Genomic DNA, 23,634 nt, shown 5'->3' with positions numbered 1-23,634 from the left:
GACCTCGGTGAGGGCTTGTCGCGTCGGCCGATTCGACGCGATGCTGTTCTCCGGGTGGCATTTGTGCACCACCCGTTCTGCGCCCTCGCTGGATGCGAGATCGCTGCCGACAACCTTTGGGGGGCGGCCGATGGGTACACGGGACCCGATGTTCCAGGGACGCAGGCTCCGCGCCCTGCTTCGGCAGACGCGCGAGGCCTGCGGTTTCATCCAACGGGACGTTGCGCTGGAGATGGATTGGTCGCTCTCCAAGCTGATCCGGATCGAAACCGGTCAGGTCAACATCTCGACCACCGACCTCAAGGCCCTGCTCCAGCACTACGGCGTGGTGGAGCCGGCCCGGGTCGCCGAGTTCATCGACATGGCCAGGGCGTCGAAGCAGCGCAGTTGGTGGTACGCCTACCGGAACATCCTCACCGCGGAGGCGAAGGTCTTCCTCGGCTACGAGTCCTCGGCCACGGTCATCCGCAACTTCGAACCGATCCTGGTCCCCGGCCTGTTACAGACCGAGGAATACTCGCGCGAGGTGCTCCGGGTGATGACGCCGGCCGGGCCCGCGCTGGACGAGAACGTCGCCCTGCGGATGGACCGGCAGGAGCGGCTGATGCGCCCCGACGGGCCCACACTGCACTTCATCGTCGACGAGAGCGTGATGCATCGCGCGGTCGGCGGTCCGGCGGTCATGCGCAACCAGATCCGCCGCATCCGCAAGTACGCGGAGTGGCCCAACATCACGATCCGGGTGGTGCCGTTCGAGTCCGGGTTGTACCACCGGGCCCGCATCGCCTACCAGCTCATGGAGTTTCCCGACCTCGAGGACGAGGCGGTGCTGTTCATCGAGACCCCCTCCGGCAACATCGTCATCCGCGAGGGCAACCCGGAGGACCCGCCGACCGTTTCCCCGCTCTCCTACCTGGAGACGTTCTGGGGCCTGGAACAACTCGCGTCACGAGAGCACGCGCCGGTGATGCTGGACGCCGCGCTCGAACGCTTCGCACCGGGCTCGACTCCGCCACCCACCGGCATCGATCCCCCGGATTAGCACGCGCTGGGGAGGGTCTACCGGGCGTTGTGGCAGCAGGCCGGCCGACAGCACGCGCGGAGCCACGACGCGAGTTGATTACATGCCAAGAGCCACTTGGCTGATTGCACATCCCTGCGCATAATGACAGGTACGTATCCGTTGCTCGATGTCGATGAGCAGCACGGTTTCGCAGCGGCCACTGCGAGGCTTCGAACGAGTTGTCCCGAGGTCAGTTTTTATGACTTATCGGGACAACTCGTTCTTTTTTGCGTGGGACCACGCATAGCAGACTCGACTCACTCTGGCGAAAGCGGACATCCGCATGCACAATCACAGATGAGGGCAACAACGCCGTCCTCCCCGCCCTTGCACGGTACACACCGTCTACATGAAAGGACGCCTGATCGGGGAAAGGAGGTGAACTCGTGCAGGACGACTTCGAGAGGATGCTCCGCGTGATCTTTCTGCTGGTAGCCGTGGCCGCGGTGACAGCGGGAGCGCTTTATTACACGCTCCGGGCCGCCGGACTGCTCACCCTCATCGGGTAACGGATACCAAACCCGTCCTCGGGCCCTGCGCCCATATCAATCGCGGCCTGCCGAACGGCAGGCCGCCTCACGTATCGGCGTGCAAAGTCGCCGGGAGCGACCGGATCAGTTCGCCGAACGACCGGTTGCATGGAGAAACGAACCCCAGGACCCGGCCCCGAAAGCCAGCCGCGACACCGGCGCCTTCGAGTCCCTGACCTCGACCTCGTCCTGGTGCCTGGCCTCGACACAGTTCACGTCCGCGCTCTTGGTGCTCTTGCGCCATGCGCTTCCCAGCGGCTCGAACTCCGCCATGCATTGCCTCCGAAAAGAGCCGATGAGAATAGGTGAGCCGGCAGCCGGATGATTCCGTGCAGGGTGATTCCATGCAGGGTGGACACCTCTGCGGGTTGACCGACTTCGAGGGCGCGCGCACAGCTTAGCGCCTGTTGTCGGCCACGGCGTTGCATACACCCTGGGCCGTACGCGTGAAATCCGGCCGGCTCGCCCGAGTGGCGAATAGCCAGGTGTCGGATTGCCGCGTCGCTCACCTGTTCGCAGCATTCGACGACCCGGGTCGCCTATTGCCCGCGGTATTGCCCGACGAAAAGCTGGAATTCGGAACATCAGGGGCCGGACCCGGGCTTTCCCAGTCGTTTCCGGAGGGTGTCGACCAACCGGAGGAACCCATCCGTGGGCGGCGCCTTCACCGGACCGATGGTCGTTTCCTGCACCACCGCCACCACCGGGCCGTTGCGCACGACGCCGAAGTCCGCGTACTGGTCCTCGCCACTGACCAGGCCCTGGATCCGCCAGGCGGAGCCCTCCGCGTTCAGCGCCGTGATCCGCAACGAGCCGTCGGCCATCGCGTTGGGTCGGTTGCTCGCCGGGCAGGGGCCGGCGAGTCCGCCGGTGAAGTCGGCCACCGCCACCACGGCGGTGCGCTCGTCCGGGTAGCGGACCAGCCGCACCAGGCCGCCGCCCTGTCCGTCGTGCCGGTACAGCCGTTCCTCGGTCTGTACCGCGCCGAGGCCGGCGATCGTGTCGGAGGCACACGGACCCAGCTCCTCACCCATCGCCTCGCGGGTCTCCACCACCTGCCAGTTGTCGTAGATCCCGGCCACCGCCGGGAACTCCTGGGCGGTCGGGTAGAAGGTCTCGCTCAACGCCGTGGGCGGGCCGACCGACGTCACCGCCGGGGACGGGGGCACGCTCGGGGTCACGGCCGCCTGTTCCCGGTGCGTCGGCTTCGCGTCGTCACCGCCGAATCCGGTGCTCGCCAGGGTCACCCCACCCGCGACGACCACCAGCGAGGCCGCTGTGGCCAGGACCCGGTTGCGCAGCCGCCGACGGCGCACCACCCGGCGGATCCCCGCGACGGGCGGCAGCGGCACCTGCGGGGCGAGTTCGACCACGAGTTCGCGAAAACGCTCGTCGAGCACGTCGGCGCCGTGCTCGTCGTCCGCGTTCTCAGGGCTGTGCCGCATGTCCGAACTCGCCATCCCCCACTCGACCGGGCATTACCGGCCCGACGGCCGTTCCGCATTCGCCAGGTGTCCAGTTTGACGCATGGGTCGGGAACGATGGTTCCCGGCCGGGGTCAGCCCTTCTTCGTCAGTTGTCCCCTGGAGGTCGAGGTCCATGGGCTGTCGCCCGGCGACTCGTAGGACATCGTGGTCGGCGTCAGCTGTTTGACGAAGACCCGGCCGTCCACACAGCCCTGGTTGCGGGTCAGATGGCTGGTCAGTTCGACGCCCTTGTCCGCGGACACCGACAGCAGTTCCAGGTCGGCGTCGCAGTCGGCCGAGATACCGGTCAGCTTGGTGACGCCGACCTTCCCGTCCCTCACCTTGCCGCCGGTCAGCGTGACGGTGACCTGCGTGACAGTGCCGTAGTCCGAGGTCGTGCTGCCGGTCCAGGTGCCGCGGTAGGACTGCGGGAGGGTGTCCGTCGCGGAGCCGGGGGACACCTTGCCGGGGGAGGTCGGGTCCGGGGACGAATCCGTCGAGGACGACGGTCCCGAGGTGCCGTCGTGTGCGGCCGTCGGCTTGTCCTTCTCGTCACCCCCCTGCCACAGCAGCGCCGCCGTGATGCCGCCGGCGACCAGCAGCACGGCGACGAGCGCGTACACCCACGGGGCGATCCGGCGCGCGTGCTTCGGGGGCGGCGGGTGGTCCGCCCCGTACGTCTCGGGCGCCCCGGGGAACGCGGACGCACCCGGCGCCTGCGGGATCGCGGACTGCGGGGCCGCGGACGGCGGAGGAGGCCCCGGCGGGGCGTACGCCGCACCGACCGACTCCGCCGGGCCATGCGTCGGCCCGGTCGGCTCCGTCGGCGCCCCCGCCGGCCGGTCGTCCCACGTGGGCGATCCGCTGCCGGTCGCCACGAACCCGCGCGCATCCTGCGGTCCGTCCTCGTCCAGTTCCAGGAGTTCGACCGCGCGGCGGGACAGCGCGGCGGTCAGGTCCGCCGGCAGCCAGTTCCCCGCGACCAGGTCGCCCGTACCCTGCGGCGCCAGCGCCGCCAGCACCTCGGCCGGGCTCGGCCGGGATCCGGCGTGTTTGGTCAGGCACGCCACGACCACCTCGCGCAACCACTCCGGCAGGCCGTCCAGGCGCGGCTCCTGGGCCACGATCCGATACATCAGCGCCTGGCCGCTGCCCTCGCCGAACGGCCCGGTACCGGTCGCCGCGAACACCAGGACCGAGCCGAGCGAGAACACGTCGCTCGCCGGGCCGATGTCGCGCCCGTCGACCTGCTCGGGCGACATGAAGCCCGGCGAGCCGACGGTGTGCCCGGTCCGGGTGAGCACCGAGGCGTCCATCGCGCGCGAGATGCCGAAGTCGATCACACGCGGCCCGTCCAGGGACAGCAGCACGTTCGACGGTTTGATGTCGCGGTGCACCAGGCCCGCCGCGTGGATCGCGGTCAGCGCCTCGGCCAGGCCCGCGCCCAGCGTGCGTACGGTCTCCTCGGGCAGCGGACCGCGGCCCGACACCGCCTCGTACACGCTGGGTCCGGCCACGTAGCCGGTGACCACCCAGGGCGTGTCCGCCTCGGTGTCCGCGTCCAGGACCGGCGCGGTCCACGCGCCGCCGACCCGCCGTGCGGCGTCCACCTCGCGCCGGAACCGCTCGCGAAATCCCGGGTCGTCCGCCCATTCGGAGCGCACCACCTTGATCGCGACCACCCGACCGCCAGGGTTGCGGCCGAGGTAGACCCGGCCCATCCCGCCGGCCCCCAGCACGCGAAGCACCCGGTATCCGCCGATCCGCCGCGGATCCGCGGGTTCGAGCGGTTTCACGGCGCCCCCCTCGTCGTCCGGCAGTTGGCCCGAGAATACGCGGGTGTCCACTTTGCGCGGGCGGATCACGAGCGGTTCGACCCTGATCCGAGGTGCTTCCCTCGCACCGGGACCCGGACCGGACCCGGGCCGAAGTCGGGGCGGAAGGCGGGGCGGAGGACGGGGCCAAAGGCGGGACGACGGCCGGGCCGGGGAGGCGGGCCGCCGCCGGCTCAGTACTCCACGTGCAGTTCGACCAGCCCCCGGATGAACGACGACGGCCCGTGCGCGAGCGTGGCGCCGGGCGCCAACCGCAGGTCCGGCAGGCGGCGCAGCAGTTCCTCGAAGGCCACCCGGATCTCCAGCCTGGCCAGCGAGGACCCGAGGCAGAAGTGCGGTCCGCTCCCGAACGCGATGTGCGGGTTGGGCGAGCGGAAGGCGTCGAAGCGCTCCGGGTCGGCGAACACCTCGGCGTCCCGGTTGGCCGCCCCGTAGAGCATCATCACCGTCGAATCGGCCGGGATCACCGTCCCGTGCAGCTCCACGTCACGTGTCGTGTGCCGGGCCATGTTGACCACCGGCGACACCCAGCGCAGCGACTCCTCCACGGCGCTCGGGATCAGCGTCGGGTCCTCGCGCAATCGGGACAGTTGCCCGGGGTCGGCGAGCAGTGCGGCGATGCCGCCGGATATCACGTTGCGGGTGGTCTCGTTGCCGCCGACGAGCAGCAGCAGGGACTCGCCGATCAGCTCCTCGAAGGACAACTTCCCGCCGTCGATCTCGGCGTCGACCAGGATCCCGATCAGGTCGTCGGAGGGGGTCTTGCGCCGGTCCTCGATCACCTGCGTCGTGTAGGCGACGTATTCGGTGAACGCCTCGCCGGCCTTGTGGCTGAGTTCGCCGCCGTCGGAGAGCATCACCATCACGTCGGCCCAGTGCTGGAGTTGGTCGCGGTGTTCGGCGCCGACCCCGAGCAGTTCGCCGATCAGCGTCATCGGCAGCGGCGCGGAGAAGGCGCGGACCAGCTCGGCGCTGCGCCCGCCGGCGAGCATCGCGTCGATCAGCGAGGTCACGATGTCCCGGACGTGGTCCTCCATCGAGGCGATCTGCCGGGGCGTGAAGCCCTTCGAGACCAGCTTGCGGCGGCGGTAGTGCAGCGGGTCGTCGGAGTCGATCATCGACGGTTGCGGATAGCCGAGCGGGCGCGAGCCCTTGGCAGAGGAGAACAGTTCCGGGTTGCGCTCGGCCCAGGACAGGTCGGCGTGCCGGGTCAGTCCCCAGACGCCGGCGCGTTCGCTGTAGTACACCGGCGCGTGCTCGCGCAGCCAGGCGTAGTCGGCGTACGGGTCACCGGCGTACCAGTCCCGATCGAGCAGATGGATGTCGCGGATCGCGGGAGTCGTCACGGCAGGCCTCCGGGGTGATCACGTGTCGAGCGGTACGAACAGGCGGACGGCGGTGCGCATCAGGTCCTGGACCTCGTCGAGTGCGCGACCGCGGGCGGTGAGGCTGACCAGGCCGGAGAGCAGGACGTGGCCGAGCACCGTCTCGATGTCGTGCCGTCGGGCCGCCGCGGCGCCGTCCGCGTCCGCACCGGGCTCGCCGAAGGCGAGGCCGGTGATCCGGTGGATGCTCTGGTGGAAGTTCTCCTGGGACTGTCCGGCGGACGGGTCCGGCGCGGTCGCGGCCTGCACCACCGCCTCGGTCAACAGGCGGTTCTCCGCGCTCACCTCGACGATCCGGCACAGCAGCGCGGCCAGTCGCCCGGCCGGGTCGGCGGGCAGCGGCCGACGGGCGAGTTCGTCGGACAACTCGCCGATCCACAGCGCCGAGACCTCGCTGAGCAGGTGGTTCTTCGAGGTGAAGTAGCGGTACACGGTGGCCCGGGCCACGCCCGCGCGGTCGGCGACATCGTGCATCGTGACGGCGGCGTAGCCCCCTTCCAGGGCGAGATCGCACGCGGCGCGCACCAGCCGCTCGCGCCGCGCCTGCTGGTCGCGGGTGAGCGATCTGGTGAGGGTGATCGTCGATTCGGTACGGGGTTCGGCCACCGGTGAGCCTGTCCTGTGGGGGTCGTGCACGCGGGTCGGGCGGGATGTTCGCGGGCGGTCGGATCGGGCGCCGACTCGTTCCGCGGCGATCTTGCCCACGGATGAGACGGAAGTCTAGTCTGACGTCTCGTCAGATCTGCTGAGAACGTGTTCCAGTAATTTCCGGGCCCGTTTCGGACCCGCTTCCGCACCCGATCGACGCCGGAGCCGCCGTGACCGCCACCGCAGGACCGCTCGCGGGAATCCGCGTCGTGGAGTTCGTCGGCCTCGGGCCGGGCCCGTTCTGCGGCATGTTGCTCGCCGATCTCGGCGCCGACGTGTTGCGGATCGACCGCGCCGCCGAGGCCCGCAAGGGCTACGCCAAGCCGCCGCGCAACCCGATGAACCGGGGCAAACACTCGATCGCGCTCGACCTCAAGCACCCGGACGGCGTCGCCTTGGCGCTGCGGTTGTGCGCGGACGCCGACGCGCTGATCGAGCCGTTCCGGCCGGGCGTGATGGAGCGCCTGGGCCTGGGACCGGACGTGGTCGCCGCGCACAATCCGCGGCTGGTGTACGGCCGGCTCACCGGCTGGGGGCAGACCGGTCCGCTCGCGGCCGCCGCCGGGCACGACATCGACTACATCGCGCTGGCCGGGATGCTGGAGCCGATCGGCCGGGCCGGGCAACCGCCGAGCATTCCGCTCAACCTGGTCGGCGACTTCGGCGGCGGCGGTCTGCTGCTCGCGTTCGGCCTGGTCGCCGCGCTGGTGGAGGCCGGCCGTTCGGGACTGGGGCAGGTGGTGGACGCGGCGATGATCGACGGCGCCGCGACGCTCGGCGCGACCTGGTTCACCATGGGCGCCGCCGGCATGCTCGGCCCGCGCGGCACCAACATGCTCGACGGCGGCGCGCCGTTCTACGACGTGTACGCGACCGAGGACGGCGCCTATGTCGCGGTCGGCGCGATCGAGCCGAGGTTTTGGGCCGAGTTGATCCACCGGCTCGGGCTGGCCGAGGATCCGGTGTTCGCCGACCTCGCCCGGCAACACGACCCGGCGCACTGGCCCGCGATGAAGGCCCGGCTCGCCGAGGTGTTCGCGACCCGCACCCGGGACGCGTGGTGCGCGCTCCTGGAGGGGACCGAGACCTGCTTCGCGCCCGTGCTCTCGCCCGGCGAGGCACCGGCCCACCCGCACCACGTGGCCCGCGGCACGTTCCTGCACGCCGACGGTCTGCCCGAACCGGCTCCCGCGCCGAGGTTCTCCCGCACCGTCGCCGCCGTACCCACCCGCCCGGTGCACCCGGGCCCGGCCGCCGGCGGCGGCGACACCGATGCCGCGCTCGCCGCGTGGGGCCTGTCCCCGGCCGAGGTCGAGCACTTCCGGGATGCCGGCGCGGTCGTCTGACGCCGCATCACCACCCAGTACAGGTAAGGGATTCCATGGAACTACACGAGGCGCTGTACAGCACTCGCGCGATGCGCCGGGTGGCCCCGGACGCGATCCCGGCAACGGTCCAGGCCCGGATCCTGGACGCGGCCGTGCGCGCGCCCAGCGGCGGCAACGCCCAGGCCTGGCGCTTCCTCCTGGTGGACGACCCGGGCGTCAAGGGCCGACTCGGGCCGCTGTACCGGGAGGCGATGGACGCGCTGTGGACGACCGTGTACGCGTCGCGCGTGGCCGCCGCCGAGGCGGATCCGGACAGTGCGGAGAGCCGGTCGTTCGTCCGGATGCGCCGCTCCTCGCAGTGGCTCGCGGACAATTTCGAGCAGGTACCGCTGTTCCTGTTCGGCTTCGCCCGGCACGACCCCACCGGCGGCTCGATCTTCCCGGCGGTGTGGAGCGCGATGCTGGCCGCGCGCGCCGAGGGGGTGGGTGGCGCGCTGACCGCGGTGCTCGGGATCGCGCACCGCGACGCGGTGGCGGACGTCCTGGGCGTGCCGGCCGGCGAGGGCTGGCACATGGCGTGCTGTGTGTCGTTCGGCTACCCGACCGGCACGTGGGGCATCGCACCGCGAACCCCGGCGCACGAGGTGGCCTACCGCAACACCTGGGGCGAGCCGGTCGGCTTCGAGGTGCCGGCACCGCTGTGGCCCGCGGGGGGCGCGGCGTACACCCCCACCGATGTGGAAGGAGCCGGGCGATGAGCGCGGAGCACGTGGCGAGCGCCGAGAGCGCGGCGGGCACGGCGGGCGCGGTGACACGTGGCGAGCCGCCGCTGCGGGGTTCGGTGGCGCTGGTGACCGGCGGGGGCAGCGGGATCGGGCTCGGCTGCGCGCTGCGGTTCGCCGCCGACGGGGCGCATGTGCTGATCGCCGGCCGCAGCGAGGACCGGCTGCGCGGCGCGGTGGCCGAATTGGAGAAGGTGGCCGCGGCCGGCGTGCGCGTCGGGTACGCGGTGACCGATGTGACCGACGAGGCGCAGGTCGAGGCCGCGGTGGCGGCGGCTGCCGAACTCGGCCCGGTACGCGCGGTGTTGGCCTCCGCCGGGGGCAACTCGACGATGGGCCCGCTGACCCGGATCGACACCGCCAAGTGGCGCGAGACGGTCGAGTTGAACCTGACCGGCACGATGCTCGTGCTCAAGCACACGGCCCGGCTGATGGCGGCGGGCGGCGGCGGCTCGTTCGTGGCCATCTCCTCGATCGCCTCCGCCGTCACGCACCGCTGGTTCGGCGCGTACGGGGTGAGCAAGGCCGGCATCGACCACTTGGTCCGGCTCGCCGCCGACGAACTCGGCGCGAGCGGCGTGCGGGTGAACGGCATCCTGCCCGGCCTGGTGGCCACCGACATGGTCGGCGCGGTCACCGCCGGCGGCCCGGTGCTGGAGGACTACCTGGCCTGCACCCCGCTGGAGCGGGTCGGCCGGGTCGAGGACATCGCCGCGCTCGCGGCGTTCCTGGTGGGCCCCGAGTCGACCTGGATCACCGGCCAGAACATCAACGTGGACGGCGGCCACCACCTGCGCCGCGGGCCCGACTTCCGGGCCTTCCTGGAGCCGGTCTTCGGCGCGGACGGCCTGCGCGGCATCGTCGCGGAAGGGAACTGACAATGACCCAGCGGGTGTTCAACCTGGCCGACCTCTTCGAGGTGGTGGTCGACGCATGTCCGGACCGGCTCGCGCTGGTCGCGGGCGAGGTACGGCTGACCTATCGCGAACTGGACGAGCGGGCCAACCGGGCCGCACACGCCTTCGCCTCGGCGGGTCTGCCGGTGGGCGCGCACATCGGCATCTACTCGCGCAACCGCGCCGAGTGGATGGAGGCGATGATCGGCGCGTTCAAGGCGCGGATGGTGCCGATCAACATCAACTTCCGCTACGTGGAAGAGGAACTGCGCTACATCGTGGACAACGCCGACTTGGCGGCCCTGGTCGTCGAGCGCGGCTATCTGCCCAAGGTCGCCGCGGTGCGGGCCGACGCGCCCGCGCTCGGGCCGGTGTTCGTGCTGGCCGACGAGAACGACGACACGCTCGACGCCACGATCGACTACGAGGCGGCGCTCGCGGCCGAGAGCGCCGACCGCGACTTCGGGCCGCGCTCCCCCGACGACCGCTACATGGTCTACACCGGCGGAACCACCGGCTTTCCCAAGGGCGTCGAATGGCGCGCGCACGACATCTTCTGCTCGGCGATGGGCGGCGGGAACTTCGGCGGCGAGCCGATCGCCGACCCCGAACTGCTCGCCGAGAAGGCCAAGGGCGCGCCGCTGGTGCAGATGTTGACCACGCCGCTGATGCACGGCAACGGCCAGTGGATCACCTGGATCACCCTGTTCGGCGCGGGCACCGCGGTGTTGTGGACCGGTCCGCGCTACGACCCGGCCGAGATCCTGCGCACCGTCGCCCGTGAGGGCTGCGTAACGATGATGCTGGTCGGCGACGCGATGGCCCGCCCGATCGCGGACGAGTTGGAGAGCGGCGCGTACGCCGTCGACACGCTCAAGGTGATCGGCTCCGGCGGCGCCCTGCTCTCCCCCACGGTCAAGGCCCAACTCACCCGGCTGATCCCCGGCCTGTACATCGCCGACAGCTTCGGCGCCTCGGAGTTCGGCGCGGGCAGCTCGCAGACCGCCGGCGGCCGGTTCCCGATGAAGCCGAAGACCGCGATCCTGGGCGAGGACCTGCGCCCGGTGGGAGTGGGCGAGACCGGACGGATGGCCCGCACCGGCCACATCCCGCTCGGCTACTACAAGGACCCGGTCAAGACCGCCGACACCTTCCACGTCGACCCGGACGGCGTGCGCTGGGTGATCCCCGGCGACTACGCCCGCGTCGAGGACGACGGCGACGTAACCCTGCTCGGCCGCGGCTCGGTCTGCATCAACACCGGCGGCGAAAAGGTCTTCCCCGAAGAGGTAGAGGGCATCCTCAAGGCCCACCCGGCAATCTACGACGCGGTAGTGGTCGGCCTCCCCGACCCAAGATTCGGCGAACGAGTCACCGCAGTGGTCTCCCTACGCCCGGCCCACACCATAACCCTGCCGGAACTCACCAATCACACCCAAACCCACCTGGCCGGCTACAAAACCCCCCGCAATCTGGTGATAGTCCCGGAAATCCCCCGCACCCCAGCCGGCAAACCCGACTACCGCTGGGCCAAATCAACAGCCCAAACAACACCCACCCCCTGAACTGTCGGTGGCCGACTCGGATTTCCTGCTCGCGGCCAGTTGACGGGGAGTCATCTGCCCGCGGATGTCACGATGCGTAATCGCCAACGGGATGGCTGCTCGGGTCCGCTCGTCGGCCACTCGGCTTGCTACTGCGGAACTTCCACCGGGAAGTGAATCGGGCTGAGCAGGTATTGCGTCCGCTCGGGGCTGGGCGAGTTGGCCAGCCTTGGCGCGATGGCCGCGCGCAGCTCGCTGATCATCTCCGTCAGTTCCGTCGGGCTGAGCCAGAGGGCGTGCTGCCGGTAGCCCACCTGGTCGACCACGGGGTCTGCCTCTTCGCGGTCGAGGTAGGCGTTGAACTCGGCCAGCAGAGCGGTCATCGCCGTGGCGAATGCCTGCCGATGCTCGTCGAGGGTGAGCGCGCGGACCACCTCTACCCCGATGACAGCCCGCTCCCGGCACAGCCGGTAGTGCCGTTCCACCGCTCCGCGCACCCTGTGTTCCTCGGCCACCTCCAGGATCCCGCCGCCGACCAGCAGATCGATGTGCCGGTAGACGGTGGCTTTGGAGGCTTCCGGGACGCGCGCGCACAGCTGGGCGGTGGTCAGCAACCGTCCGCCGCCCATCGCATGCACGATCCGCAGCCGGATGGGATGGGCCAGCAGTTTCAGGGAGTCCATGCCCAAATTTTCTCACAACTGCTACCGTTCTCAATTATGCAAATGGGTGGGGATGGAGTACTGGAGGTGGCGGGCGGCTTCGCCGCGCTGCTGCGGGCGGAGTGTTTCGACCGGATCGTGGAGCTCTTCGCGCCCCCGCTGCGGGCCGCGGTCTCCACTGAGGCGCTGCGGCTGACCTGGGCGGCCGAGGCCGCCGGGCACGGCGGGATCCAGGCGGTCCACGAGCCGGAGATCGAGGCCGGCGGGACGGACCCGGTCCGGGTACGCATCGCGATCACCTGCGTCGACGGGAGCTTCACCGTGGTCACGTCGGTCGGTGGCGACGGTCTGCTGCACGGGCTGCGACTCGATCCGTACGGTGGCGCTGTGTGGCATCCGCCGCACTACGCGCAGGAGGACCGGTTCGCCGAGCGCGAAGTCCTGCTCGGGACCGGGCCGCGCGCGGTGCCCGGCACGCTCACCCTGCCCGCCGGCGACGGCCCGTGGCCCGCCGCGGTCCTGCTCGCCGGCGGCGGGCCGTTCGACCGGGACGAGAGCAGCGGCCCGAACAAGCCGCTCAAGGACCTCGCCTGGGGTCTCGCCTCACGCCAGGTGGCCGTGCTGCGCTTCGACAAGCCGACCTTCGCGCACCCCGGCCGCTTGCCCGCCGACTTCACCATGGCCGACGAGTACCTGCCTCCCGCCCTCGCCGCCGTCCAACTGCTGCGGCAGCAACCCGAGGTGGACCCCGACCGGATCCATCTGCTCGGCCACAGCATGGGCGGTAAGGCGGCACCTCGGATCGCGGCCGCCGATCCGTCGATCGCGGGCCTGGTGCTGCTCGCCGCAGACGCGCAGCCGATGCACCGGGCGGCCGTCCGGGTGGCCCGCTATCTCGCGGACCTCACTCCCGGCCCGAGCGCCCATCAGGCGGTGGCCGCGCTCGCCCGGCAGGCCGAGTTGGTGGCAGGCCCCGCACTCGCTCCCAACACAGCGCCGGAACTTCTGCCCCTGGGCTTCTCCGCCGCCTACTGGCTCGACCTGCGTGCCTACGACCCAGTGGCCACGGCGGCCGCACTGCCCTGCCCGATGCTGATCCTGCAGGGCGGGCGGGACTACCAGGTGACCGTCGCCGACGATCTGGAACTCTGGCAGCGCGCCCTGGCACATCGCCCCGAGGTGGCGATCCGGATCCACCAGGACGCCAACCACCTCTTCTTGCCCGGCAGTGGCCATCCGACCCCAGCCGAGTACGCCAGGCCGGGACACGTCGCCCCGGCGGTGGTCGACGAGATCGCGACCTGGCTGACACGACATTAGGGAAGGCCACGTCCAAGGCCGGCGGTCGAGCCACAGCGGTCACCGTCAGTCACACCCGCAACTGGCCGTCCGTGGGGAATTCCTGGTGGCCGCTGTCACTGAACCCACCCCCCTGCGACCCGCAGCCCAATACCTGAAAACAAGCAGACCGCAGGGCGACCCTGAAGCATCAGCCGCCACACAGCCCGCACCACAAGTACAACCGACCCAACCCAAATCCAGCCCGCCCACCGCTTGAGAACACACAGGCCGCAGTCCGGCGCGGAAGCACCGGGCACCACACAGCGCGCGCCACAAGTACAACCAACCCAACCCAAATCCAGCCTGTCCGGCGTTTGAGGACAAACAGGCCGACCCGGAGACACCAAAGTCGCCACGCGACCCGCACCGAGCCCCGACCCACCCCGCGCGTTTCGCGTATCGTGTGGCGATGACCGTCCCCCACCAGCGAACCGGCCCCCTGGCCACCGGCATCCACTGGCACGACGGCCGCGCCCACCTCGCCCTGACCGGCCCCGGCGACGAACAGTCCCGCCAACCGCTACCCCTCGGCGCCCCCATCGGCTGGCGCCTGACCGGCCCCCGCACCTGCGTCGGCATCCGCCGCAAGACCGGCCGCCGCACCCCCTGCCCCACCCTCGCCCCGCTGCCCGCGACCGCCCCCCGCTCGCAGTGCGAGGCATGCGCGCTCGCCGACCCCGGCCGCAAACTCGCCCGCGATCAGGCGATGGACGACCCACGCCCGTTCTCGCTCTACCTCGCCTGGTTCGGCCCCGGCCTGGTCAAGGTCGGCCTCACCGCCACCGAACGCCGCGCGGCCCGCCTCGCCGACCAGGGCGCGCCGATGTTCACCTGGCTCGGCCACGGCCCGCTGATCCCGGTCCGCGGCACCGAACGCCGATGCTCGGCCACGGGCACCGTCCGCGAACGTATCCCGCACCGGGCCAAGACCACCGCCTGGTGGCGCCCGCGCGAGCTGGATTCCCCGGCCGAACTGACCGCCGCACACGCCCGGTTGACCCCGCTGCTTCCGGACACGATGACCCCCGCACCGTGCGACGTCCAGGACCTGAGCCGCTTCTACGGCCTGACCGACGCCCCGCCGCCGACCCGGGACCAGGTCACCGGCCTCACCGAAAACGCGCTGCTGTACGGCGAGTTGACCTGCGTGGCGGGCCACGACGCACTGATCACCACGGACACCGGCCCGCTGTTCGTGGACCTGCGCCTGCTCACCGGTTGGCACCTGACCCCGGCCCGCGGCACCCCCTCCGGCCTCACCCTCAAGCCCCTGGACACCGGCCGCGCCCCGGACGGCTCGGTCCAGGAGGGCCTGTTCTAGCGCGTGCCTTCAAACCCCCGCCTCCCCACCACAGGGATCAAACCCGGCTCACCCGCTGACACTCCCCCGGCACCCCGTCCTCGATCGGCTTGCTGCGGTCGTACGGGTCGACCGTCTTCGGCGACCCCGACGGCGTCGTCGAGTCGTCGTCCGGGAACTCCGGCCGCACGAAGCCGTCCAGGCGTGTGCACGAGCTGTTCGCGGCGTCGAACCCGACCTGCGCCACCGCGATCCGGCCGCGCACCGTCGCCTGATAGCGGGGCCCGCGATAGACCTTCGTCTCCAGCACCCGACGCACCACCGAGCGGGTCACCGTCGCGTCCGCCCCGCTGCCGGCCTTGGCCACCGGATAGACGAACGAGTAGTCGGCGTGCACCGTCAAGGTGCCCTCGCCATCGACGTCGTAGCTCGTGATGCCGTTGACCTTGACCACCCGGCCCACCTGCTCGATCTCCTTGGGATCGAACCTGGTCACCCACGAGACGGGGTTGTCCGGCTCCCATCGGTTCGCCCGCAGCGCGTCCTCGATCCGTGCGACCTGGCCGTCGGCCGGATCCAGGAGCGCGAGGTAGCCTGCCGGACGCCCGCCCGCGAGCACGTCGCGGTCCAGGTTGCCGGCGATCAGCAGCCGCCGGGTCAGCTCCAGCGCCTCGGTGACCTCGGCCGCGCTGTACCCGGGCACCGTCTTGACCTCGGGCAGGGTCAGGCCCGCCTCGTTGTCCGCGTAGTTCACGGCCGGCGAGCCCGCGAACGGATTCTTCCGGGTGGGCCGGTCCGGATCGACTTCCCGGCGCTCCCCCGCCGAGGGCACCGAGGTGGCCACCCCAACGACCGGCGGCTGCACCATCGGATCGTCGGCCGCGGCCGTGTTCGACGTGCCGAACCAGCCGAACACCCGGTCCGGCGCGGCGGCGAAGGCCACCAGCGCGAGCACCGCGACGGTCACCAGGACGGTCCGCCACCGGCGCCGGCGCGGCGGCCGGCTCGGCCCGTCGGCCCGCCACGGGGCGTGCTGCGGCGGCTCGTTCGCCCATTTCCGGGCAAGCATGCGCGCCCGCGCGGACCCCTCGGTCGTGGTCGCGCCCCGGACGAAGTCCTCGTCGAACACGTACCCGGCGAACGGGTCGTTCGGGTCGGCCCCACCCGACCCGGCGCCCGCCGGTCCATCCATCCGGTCGCGGCCGTCGCCTGCGTCCCGGTTCCCCCTCTGATCAGACATCGGAGCAAGATAGCCGCGCCAACCGACAGGTCCGGGCGTATGTGACCCGGATCATGGTTTGCCGCCGAAACGGCATCTCGCGGACACGGATCATTGGCGGCACGGACACCGGAGTCGGACTCACACGCGCCTTGACTTTGAGTTCACTCCAACTCGTAGGCTCCCGATCATGAACAGCACGGGAAACACCACCACCCTCACCGGCACCAACGACCGCTACGAGCGCGGCCTGGCCGTCCTTCGACAGGTCGCCGGCCCCGAGCAGTCGACGGTGCTCGACGGCTTCGCCGAGATCGCGCCGGACCTGACCCGGTTCGTCGTCGAGTTCGGCTACGGCGACGTCTACGCACGGCCCGGACTGACGCTGCGCGAGCGGCAGTTGGCCACCGTCGCCGGGCTGGCCGCGCTCGGCAACGCGGCGCCGCAGTTGCGCTTCCACCTGGCCGGCGCGCTCAACGTCGGCTGCACGCGACGCGAGATCGTCGAGACGCTGATCCACGTGTCCGTCTACGCCGGTTTCCCGGCCGCGCTCAACGGACTGGGCGTGGCGCGCGAGGTGTTCGAGGCGTACCCGGACACCGCGTCCGAGGATGCCGAGGTCGCCGGCGAGGGCCCGGATGCCGCCGAGACCACCGCCGACCGCTACCGCCGCGGGCTGGCCGCGCTCACCGAGATCGACGGGCACGCCGGCGAGCAGGTGGTCGCCTCGCTCCGGGACATCGCCCCCGATCTGGGCCGCTACGTGATCGAGTTCGCCTTCGGCGACGTCTACTCGCGCACCGGCCTGGACCTGCGTACCCGCGAACTCGCCACGGTCGCGATGTGCACCGCGCTCGGCACGGTCGCGCCGCAACTCGCGGTGCACATCCACGGTCTGCTCAACGTCGGGGGCACCGAGGAGGACGTGGTCGAGACGATCACCCAGATGGTCGGCTACGCCGGCTTCCCCGCCGCGCTCAACGGCATCGCCGTCGCCCGCACGGTGTTCGCCGAGCGGGCCGCCGCCGGTCAGGCGTCGACCGCCTCCGCGACCGAGTCCTGAGGCAGCAGGTACACATCCCGGCCCTCCACGTCGACGAACGCGTCGCTCGGGCGGAAACCGACCCGGCGGGCCAGGGTCAGCGACGGCACGTTGTCCGCGTTGATCACCGCGAAGATCGGCATCGTCGGTAGCGTACGGCGGGCCAACGCGACGGTGACGTCGACCGCCTCCCGGGCCAGGCCCCGACCCCACGCGATGGGCGAGAAGCGGTAGTAGAGGTTGAACACCGGGACACCGTCGGGACGCAACCGCCGGGTCAACTGGGTCCCGGCGAAGCCGAACACCTCGGTGGGGCGCTCGCGCGGCGCGACCGCGCAGTAGCCGATCCCGTCCCGCTCCCAGTCCTCGATCATCGTCCGTAGGAACTCGACGCCCGCCTCGGCCGACGGCATCGGTCCCAGCGGGTTGTAGCGGTTGGTCTCGGGATCCCCGTGCACGGCGAACACCGCCGCCGCGTCGTCGGGGTGGGGCCTGGTCAGGACCAGCCGTTCGGTCTCGGCGACCGTGATGCGAGTCGTCACGCGCGTGCCGTTCGATTCGTTCGAGGTGCGACAGGGGGGTCTGTACCGCGGGTTTCGTGCCCGCCCAGCCTAATCACCCGATCACACGGTCCGATGATCGTCGGGGGTGATCGGCTCGTTCCCCTCGGCCCGCTGGTGGCGCGATCCGTCGATGCCCACACCCTCGCGGCGCAGGACCCGGGTGCGGTGTTCGCGCGGGCTCATCCCCCGGACCCGCTTGAACGCCGTACTGAGCGCGAACGCGTCGCCGTAGCCCACCTTTTCCGCGACCGCCCCGACCGTGGCCTCCGGTTGGCACAGCAGGTCCGCGGCCAGCGACAGCCGCCAGGCGGTGAGGAAGGCCATCGGCGGCTCGCCGATCAGTTCGCTGAACCGCCGCGCCAGCGCGGCCCGGGAGACCCCGGCCGAGGCGGCCAACGACGCGACCGTCCACGGTTGTTCGGGGTTGTTGTAGATCAGGCACAACACGTGGCCGATCACCGGGTCGCGGTAGCCGCGGTACCAACCTGGCGCGTCCGTTCCGGAACGGGCGAACCACGAGCGCAACATCGCGATCAGCAGCAGGTCGAGGAGGCGGTCCAGGACCGCCTCCTGGCCCGCCTCGTCCTTGACGATCTCGGTGGCCAGGAGCGGGATCACCGGGCAGTCCACCTCGTCCGCCCGGATCACCGCCAGGGCGGGCAGTGCCTCCAGGAGCGAACGGCTGACCTCGCCGGCCAGCTGGTAGGTCCCGGTCAGCATGATCGTCTCGGCTTCGGCGCTGTTGCCCCACGTGCGCACGCCGAGCGCCATCTCCTTGGCCAGGTCCCGCCCGTCGGGGGTGGAACAGCGCTGGCCGGGATGGATGATGATCTGCGGTTGCGTGTCCGGCTCGTCGCAGACCCGGTAGTGGTCGGGCCCGCGCACGATCGCCACGTCGCCGGCGGTCAGTCGCTCCGATTCGCCGCGATCCAGCGCGATCCACGCATGGCCGCGCACCACCGCCACGACGGTCAGCGGCGCCTCGTCGTGGATGCGCATGGCCCACGGCGCGCTGAGCATCGAACGCAGCAGGAAGGCGCCCTGCGCCCGGGGTCCGTTGAGCAGGCTCGCGAGAGCATCCATGCCCGAATCCTAGCGAAGATCGAGACGATCAAACATGTTATTGGGCGCTTCAGCGATGTTCACTCTCACCGCCAGGCCCTTGAATAGAGCCATGACGACGAACGAACAGCACCTCGCGAACACCGCCGGCACCGACTCCTCGACCACGCTGGTCGTGGGCGGAACCGGCAAGACCGGCCGCCGGATCGCCGCGAAACTGATCGAGCGGGGCCACACGGTCCGCCTCGGTTCGCGCTCCGCGCCGATCCCCTTCGACTGGACCGACCGCACCACGTGGGCCCCGGCGCTGCGCGACGTCGAGAAGGTGTACATCTCCTACCAGCCGGACATCGCCGCCCCCGGCGGCGCGGACACGGTCGGCGCGTTCGCCGACCTCGCGGCCGCGAGCGGCGTGCGGCACCTGGTCCTGCTGTCCGGCCGGGGCGAGCCCGAGGCGCAGGACGCCGAGGCCCGGGTGCGTGCCTCCGGCGCCCACTGGACCATCGTGCGGGCCTCCTTCTTCGCCCAGAACTTCGACGAGGGCGAGTTCCTCGGCCCGCTCCTGGAGGGCGAGTTGGCGCTGCCCGTTGGAGCGGTGGGCGAGCCGTTCATCGACGTGGAGGACATCGCCGACGTCGCGGTCGCCGCGCTCACCGAGGACGGGCACACCGGGCAGGTGTACGAGGTGACCGGGCCGCGGCTGCTGACCTTCGCCGACGCGGTGGCCGAGATCGCCCGCGCGTCGGGCCGCGAGATCGGCTACGTCCAGGTGCCCCTGGAGGCATACTCGGCGGCCCTGACCGGGCACGGGGTTCCCGCCGAGGTCGTGGACCTGCTGGCCTTCCTGTTCGGCGAGGTCCTCGACGGACGCAACGCGCACGTCGCCGACGGTGTGCGCCGCGCGCTCGGCCGGGACCCCCGCGACTTCTCCGACTACGCACGCGACGCCGCCGCCCGCGGTGTCTGGAAGGTGTGACCATGAGCGGCCCCCTGTTCGTCCTGACCCTGGTCACGGCCATCGGCTGCGCCACGATGGGCGGAGTCTTCTACGGCTTCTCCTCCTTCGTGATGGCCGGTCTGGGCCGGCTCCCGGCGAACCAGGGGGCCGCGGCCATGCGTGCGCTCAACGTCGAGGCCCCGAAGCCGCCCCTGATGATCGGCCTGCTGGGCACTTCCGTGCTCTGCGCGGGCCTGGGCGTGACCGCGCTGGTCTCCTGGGATGGGGCGTACTCCGGCTACCTCATCGCCGGCGCACTGAGCTACCTGATCGGCCCGCTCGGGCTGACCGCCGGCTACCACGTGCCGCGCAACAACGCGCTGGACCGGGTCGAGCCGAACTCGCAGGCGGAGGAGCGCCTCTGGGCCACGTTCCCCACCGAGTGGACCCGGGCGAACCACCTGCGCGCGCTGGGCGGCGTCGCCGCCGCGGTCTGCCTGACCCTCGCCCTCACCCGCTGACCTCTCCAGACCACCCATCCGAAAACGGGGACCCCGGCATGACTCGGCCATCCACACAGTCGTCCACACCACCGACCCGCACCGCCGCCATCGTGCTGGGCGCCGGCCTGGTCACCACCGGCCTCGTCGCCGGCGTCTACTTCTGCTTCGCGGTCGCGATCATGCCGGCCCTGGCCCACGTCGACGACCGCACCTTCATCGACTTCCTCCAGCAGGTCAACAGGAGCATCGAGAACCCGGTCTTCTTCTCCTGCTTCTTCGGCGCCCCGATCCTGGGCGTGATCTCCATCGTGCAGATCCGAAAGCTCGGCACCCCCGAGGCCGCCCGCTGGGTCGTCGCCGGCGTCGCCCTGGCCTTCGTCGGCATGCTGATCACCATGGGCGGCAACATCCCGCTCAACAACAAGATCGACGACGCCGGCGACCCCGCGAAGGTCGCCGACCCGGCCAAACTCCGCGAAGACGTCGAAAACACCTGGATAGCCTGGAACATAGCCCGCACCCTCTTCGCCACCGCCGCCCTGGCCACCCTCACCCGAGCCACCCACCTCTTCGCCCGAACCACCCGCGCCCACCGCGCCACCTGAGTCGCCCGAACCGCCCGAGCCCACCCACCACATGCCGAAGGCCCGCCCGATCCCGGGCGGGCCTTCGGCCGTATTGCGTCCCGTCCACCGGCTCGCGGCCGGCGGACCCGGGCCTCAGCCCTTGACGCAGACCACCTGACGCAGTTCCGCGACCACCTCGACCAGGTCCTGCTGCTGCCGCATGACCTGCTCGATCTTCTTGTACGCGCCCGGGATCTCGTCCACGACGCCGGAGTCCTTGCGGCACTCCACGCCCTCGGTCTGCGCGGCGAGGTCGGCAACGGTGAACCGCTTCTTGGCGGCGTTGCGGCTCATCCGGCGACCGGCGCCGTGCGACGCGGAGTTGAACGCGGCTTCGTTGCCCAGACCGCGGACGATGTAGGAGCGCGTGCCCATCGACCCCGGGATGATGCCGAGGTCGCCGGCCCCCGCGCGGATCGCGCCCTTGCGGGTCACCAGCAGGTCCACCCCGTCGTACGTCTCCTCCGAGACGTAGTTGTGGTGGCAGCTGATCGTCTCCTCGAAGGTCACCCGCGCCTTGCGGAACTCGCGCCGGATCACCTCCTGGTACAGGGCCATCATGATCGCCCGGTTCCGCGCCGCGTACTCCTGCGCCCAGTACAGGTCGGAGCGGTACGCCGCCATCTCGGGGGTGTCGCTCACGAACACCGCAAGGTCGCGGTCGACGATGCCCTGGTTGTGCGGCAGCGACCGGGCCACGGACATGTGGTGGTCCGCCAGTTCCTTGCCGATGTTGCGCGAGCCCGAGTGCAGCATGAGCCACACCGAATCGGACATATCCACACAAAGCTCAACAAAGTGGTTCCCACCGCCGAGCGAGCCCATCTGCTTCGCGGCCCGGTCCCGGCGGAACTTCACCGCGTCCGCAACGTCGTCGAAGCGCCCCCAGAAGTCGGCCCAGCCGGCCGACCCGAGGCCGTACAGCTTGCTCGGGTCCACCTCCTCGCCGTGCATGCCCATCCCGACCGGGATGGCCCGCTCGATCTCGGACCGCACCCGGGACAGGTCGTCGGGCAGGTCGGCGGCGGTGAGCGAGGTCTTCACCGCGCTCATCCCGCAGCCGATGTCCACGCCGACCGCCGCCGGGCAGACGGCGTCGCGCATGGCGATGACCGAGCCGACCGTGGCGCCGCGGCCGTAGTGCACGTCGGGCATCACGGCGAGGCCGTGCAGCCACGGCAGGGTGGTGATGTTGCGGAGCTGCTGCATGGCCTGGCCCTCGACCGCGGCCGGGTCGGTCCACATACGAATCGGTACCCGGGTGCCGGGGACCTCGGTGTACGACATGGGAGGGTCACTCTCCTGAGTGGATGGTGATCAAACGTGAGCACGGCGGCTCGAAGTCTTGGGTGGCCGCCCCGGCGCACCCCGGGTAGTGGGCCCGGGTGCGCCACGGGGCAGCCGATGGCGGGGACCGCAGGGTTGGCGACTGCGGGACCCGCGGAGCGGGAAACGAAGCAGGGGTTACACGCGGCGGGCCGAGGCACCCTTGACGGGGCGTCGGCCGAAGTCACGGAACCGCACCGGCTCGCTCCTCTCCCTACGGGACGGGACACACGGAGGCCCCGTCGTTGGCTCGGCCTCCATCAAGCCACGGCAACGCCGCACCTCGCAAAGGGTTTTCCGGTGCGCGCGACGAGCCCCGCGCACGCCCCCGGGACACACCGCGCGCCGCTGTGACACCCGACCCGGGCGGGCGTACATTCCCGATGCATGTTCGTCGTCGGGGTAGCCGCGTGGATCACCGCCGTCGCCTGTGTCGTGTTCGGGCGCGATCGGCATCGGCAGCGGGTGCCTCCGGTGGTCCGCGACTTCGACGGCGACGGGCCGCTGGAGCGCACCGAGTTCCCCCGACCCGCCCGGGCCGGGTGGATCGCCGGCGCCGCCGCGGCCCTGGTCGGCTCGGCGGCGTTCGTGCTCAGCGTCAGGTGAGGCGCCCGGGCGCGGGCCGGGTCAGGTGAAGACGACCGTGCGGGTCCCGTTGAGCAGGACGCGCCGCTCCGAGTGCCACTTGACCGCGCGCGCCAGCGCCTGACACTCCACGTCCCGACCGACCGCGACCAGCGCCGCCGGGGTGACCGCGTGATCCACCCGCTCGACCTCCTGCTCGATGATCGGGCCCTCGTCCAGGTCGCCGGTGACGTAGTGCGCGGTCGCGCCGATCAGCTTCACCCCGCGCGCGTGTGCCTGGTGGTACGGCTTCGCGCCCTTGAAGCTCGGCAGGAACGAGTGGTGGATGTTGATCGCGCGGCCCTCGAGCTGCTTGCACAGGTCGTTGGACAGGACCTGCATGTAGCGCGCCAGCACCACCAGTTCCACGTCGTGCTCGTGCACCAGCGCGAGCAGCCGCGCCTCCGCCTCGGGCTTGGTCTCGCGGGTGACCGGGATGTGGTGGAAGGGCACCCCGTACGAGCGGGACAGCTCCTCGAAGTCGCGGTGGTTGGACACCACGCCGACGATCTCGATCGGCAGCGCGCCGATGCTGCTGCGGAACAGCAGGTCGTTGAGGCAGTGCCCGAACTTGCTGACCATCACGAACACGCGCATCCGCGCGTCCCCGTCGTGGATCTGCCAGTCCATGTGGAAGGACGCGCCGACGGCGGTGAAGCCCGCCCGCAGCGCGTCCAACTCGACGCCCGGCTCGGCGGCGAAGTGCACGCGCATGAAGAACAACCCGGTGTCGCGGTCGCCGAACTGCTGGCTGTCCACGATGTTGCAGCCGGTCATCATCAGGAAGCTGGCCACCGCGTGCACGATGCCGCGCTTGTCCGGACAGGACAGCGTGAGCACGTACTGGCCGGCACCCGGCGACGCGTCGCCGGCGTCGGTGCCGTCGAGAGGCTGCTGGGTCTGCTCGGTCATGACGCGCCCTTCTTTCCGATGTCTGCCCGTGTCCACCCGC

23 protein-coding genes are annotated in these 23,634 nt (G+C 71.0%); 12 read left to right on the top strand and 11 right to left on the bottom strand.

Going from position 1 to position 23,634, the window contains the following annotated elements; genetic code table 11:
- Window positions 1-130: 130 nt before the first annotated feature.
- Window positions 131-1,042, top strand: a complete 912-nt coding sequence (locus tag ACFXKZ_RS12820) for a helix-turn-helix domain-containing protein (RefSeq protein WP_379999476.1) — start codon at window positions 131-133, stop codon at window positions 1,040-1,042.
- Window positions 1,043-1,677: 635 nt separating this feature from the next.
- Here ACFXKZ_RS12820 and ACFXKZ_RS12815 read toward each other — a convergent pair.
- The 5 genes from ACFXKZ_RS12815 to ACFXKZ_RS12795 form a co-directional block, all read right to left on the bottom strand.
- The gene (locus ACFXKZ_RS12815) at window positions 1,678-1,866 is read right to left on the bottom strand and encodes a DUF397 domain-containing protein (protein WP_379999474.1); all 189 of its coding nucleotides are present in this window, start codon (window positions 1,864-1,866) and stop codon (window positions 1,678-1,680) included.
- Between the two features lie 311 nt (window positions 1,867-2,177).
- Window positions 2,178-3,038 carry a hypothetical protein gene (locus tag ACFXKZ_RS12810; protein WP_379999472.1) on the bottom strand — a complete coding sequence of 287 codons (861 nt, stop codon included), beginning with the start codon at window positions 3,036-3,038 and terminating at the stop codon, window positions 2,178-2,180.
- A 113-nt stretch (window positions 3,039-3,151) separates the two neighbouring features.
- A complete protein-coding gene (locus tag ACFXKZ_RS12805; protein ID WP_379999470.1) occupies window positions 3,152-4,855 on the bottom strand; it encodes a serine/threonine protein kinase in 1,704 nt (567 codons plus the stop codon).
- A 212-nt stretch (window positions 4,856-5,067) separates the two neighbouring features.
- Window positions 5,068-6,240 carry a cytochrome P450 gene (locus tag ACFXKZ_RS12800; protein WP_379999467.1) on the bottom strand — a complete coding sequence of 391 codons (1,173 nt, stop codon included), beginning with the start codon at window positions 6,238-6,240 and terminating at the stop codon, window positions 5,068-5,070.
- Between the two features lie 18 nt (window positions 6,241-6,258).
- Window positions 6,259-6,885: a TetR/AcrR family transcriptional regulator gene (locus tag ACFXKZ_RS12795; RefSeq protein WP_379999465.1), complete on the bottom strand. Its 627-nt coding sequence runs from the start codon at window positions 6,883-6,885 to the stop codon at window positions 6,259-6,261.
- A gap of 212 nt (window positions 6,886-7,097) precedes the next feature.
- Here ACFXKZ_RS12795 and ACFXKZ_RS12790 point away from each other — a divergent pair, with 212 nt between their 5' ends.
- From ACFXKZ_RS12790 to ACFXKZ_RS12775, 4 genes are read left to right on the top strand one after another with little or no spacing between them, the layout of a single operon-like run.
- Complete coding sequence (locus tag ACFXKZ_RS12790) at window positions 7,098-8,273, top strand: CaiB/BaiF CoA transferase family protein (protein ID WP_379999463.1); 1,176 nt, start codon at window positions 7,098-7,100, stop codon at window positions 8,271-8,273.
- A gap of 35 nt (window positions 8,274-8,308) precedes the next feature.
- Entirely contained in the window at window positions 8,309-9,013 is a 705-nt protein-coding gene (locus ACFXKZ_RS12785; protein WP_379999461.1) for a nitroreductase family protein, read from the top strand.
- A complete protein-coding gene (locus tag ACFXKZ_RS12780; RefSeq protein ID WP_379999457.1) occupies window positions 9,010-9,915 on the top strand; it encodes an SDR family oxidoreductase in 906 nt (301 codons plus the stop codon). Before ACFXKZ_RS12785 ends, ACFXKZ_RS12780 begins: the two co-directional genes overlap by 4 nt.
- A gap of 2 nt (window positions 9,916-9,917) precedes the next feature.
- Complete coding sequence (locus ACFXKZ_RS12775) at window positions 9,918-11,498, top strand: acyl-CoA synthetase (protein WP_379999455.1); 1,581 nt, start codon at window positions 9,918-9,920, stop codon at window positions 11,496-11,498.
- A 128-nt stretch (window positions 11,499-11,626) separates the two neighbouring features.
- Here the strand turns inward: ACFXKZ_RS12775 and ACFXKZ_RS12770 are convergent, their stop codons facing one another.
- Window positions 11,627-12,160, bottom strand: coding sequence for a helix-turn-helix domain-containing protein (locus ACFXKZ_RS12770; RefSeq protein WP_379999453.1), 534 nt, complete (start codon window positions 12,158-12,160; stop codon window positions 11,627-11,629).
- 42 nt (window positions 12,161-12,202) lie between these two features.
- On the opposite strand from ACFXKZ_RS12770, the gene ACFXKZ_RS12765 reads away from it, so the two are divergent.
- Window positions 12,203-13,459, top strand: coding sequence for an alpha/beta hydrolase family protein (locus ACFXKZ_RS12765; protein WP_379999451.1), 1,257 nt, complete (start codon window positions 12,203-12,205; stop codon window positions 13,457-13,459).
- Between the two features lie 430 nt (window positions 13,460-13,889).
- Complete coding sequence (locus ACFXKZ_RS12760; RefSeq protein WP_379999448.1) at window positions 13,890-14,801, top strand: DUF2797 domain-containing protein; 912 nt, start codon at window positions 13,890-13,892, stop codon at window positions 14,799-14,801.
- Window positions 14,802-14,838: 37 nt separating this feature from the next.
- Here ACFXKZ_RS12760 and ACFXKZ_RS12755 read toward each other — a convergent pair whose 3' ends face one another.
- A complete protein-coding gene (locus ACFXKZ_RS12755; RefSeq protein WP_379999445.1) occupies window positions 14,839-16,020 on the bottom strand; it encodes a hypothetical protein in 1,182 nt (393 codons plus the stop codon).
- A gap of 169 nt (window positions 16,021-16,189) precedes the next feature.
- Between ACFXKZ_RS12755 and ACFXKZ_RS12750 the strand changes: the two genes are divergently transcribed.
- A complete protein-coding gene (locus ACFXKZ_RS12750) occupies window positions 16,190-17,062 on the top strand; it encodes a carboxymuconolactone decarboxylase family protein (RefSeq protein WP_379999443.1) in 873 nt (290 codons plus the stop codon).
- Here the strand turns inward: ACFXKZ_RS12750 and ACFXKZ_RS12745 are convergent.
- On the bottom strand, window positions 17,029-17,583 hold the full coding sequence (locus tag ACFXKZ_RS12745) for a GNAT family N-acetyltransferase (protein WP_379999441.1): 555 nt from the start codon (window positions 17,581-17,583) through the stop codon (window positions 17,029-17,031). The two genes, ACFXKZ_RS12750 and ACFXKZ_RS12745, sit on opposite strands and share 34 nt — an antisense overlap.
- Before the next feature lie 81 nt (window positions 17,584-17,664).
- Window positions 17,665-18,687: an AraC family transcriptional regulator gene (locus tag ACFXKZ_RS12740; RefSeq protein WP_379999439.1), complete on the bottom strand. Its 1,023-nt coding sequence runs from the start codon at window positions 18,685-18,687 to the stop codon at window positions 17,665-17,667.
- Between the two features lie 91 nt (window positions 18,688-18,778).
- On the opposite strand from ACFXKZ_RS12740, the gene ACFXKZ_RS12735 reads away from it, so the two are divergent.
- From ACFXKZ_RS12735 to ACFXKZ_RS12725, 3 genes are read left to right on the top strand one after another with little or no spacing between them, the layout of a single operon-like run.
- Window positions 18,779-19,642 carry an NAD(P)H-binding protein gene (locus ACFXKZ_RS12735; RefSeq protein ID WP_379999437.1) on the top strand — a complete coding sequence of 288 codons (864 nt, stop codon included), beginning with the start codon at window positions 18,779-18,781 and terminating at the stop codon, window positions 19,640-19,642.
- Window positions 19,643-19,644: 2 nt separating this feature from the next.
- On the top strand, window positions 19,645-20,124 hold the full coding sequence (locus ACFXKZ_RS12730; RefSeq protein ID WP_379999435.1) for a DUF1772 domain-containing protein: 480 nt from the start codon (window positions 19,645-19,647) through the stop codon (window positions 20,122-20,124).
- Between the two features lie 38 nt (window positions 20,125-20,162).
- Window positions 20,163-20,711, top strand: a complete 549-nt coding sequence (locus ACFXKZ_RS12725; RefSeq protein WP_379999433.1) for a DUF1772 domain-containing protein — start codon at window positions 20,163-20,165, stop codon at window positions 20,709-20,711.
- Window positions 20,712-20,825: 114 nt separating this feature from the next.
- On the opposite strand, the gene ACFXKZ_RS12720 is transcribed toward ACFXKZ_RS12725, so the two are convergent.
- Window positions 20,826-22,019 (bottom strand): RtcB family protein, encoded by a 1,194-nt coding sequence (locus ACFXKZ_RS12720; protein WP_379999431.1) that lies wholly within the window; start codon window positions 22,017-22,019, stop codon window positions 20,826-20,828.
- 426 nt (window positions 22,020-22,445) lie between these two features.
- Here ACFXKZ_RS12720 and ACFXKZ_RS12715 point away from each other — a divergent pair, with 426 nt between their 5' ends.
- A complete protein-coding gene (locus tag ACFXKZ_RS12715; RefSeq protein ID WP_078976754.1) occupies window positions 22,446-22,664 on the top strand; it encodes a hypothetical protein in 219 nt (72 codons plus the stop codon).
- Between the two features lie 21 nt (window positions 22,665-22,685).
- Here the strand turns inward: ACFXKZ_RS12715 and purU are convergent, their stop codons facing one another.
- Window positions 22,686-23,594 carry a formyltetrahydrofolate deformylase gene (gene purU, locus ACFXKZ_RS12710; RefSeq protein ID WP_379999429.1) on the bottom strand — a complete coding sequence of 303 codons (909 nt, stop codon included), beginning with the start codon at window positions 23,592-23,594 and terminating at the stop codon, window positions 22,686-22,688.
- Between the last annotated feature and the right edge of the window lie 40 nt (window positions 23,595-23,634).

Origin of the sequence: Embleya sp. NPDC059237 (genome assembly GCF_042754105.1) — a bacterium.
Lineage (GTDB): Bacteria > Actinomycetota > Actinomycetes > Streptomycetales > Streptomycetaceae > Embleya.
This window is presented reverse-complemented; position numbering and strand designations above follow the sequence as displayed.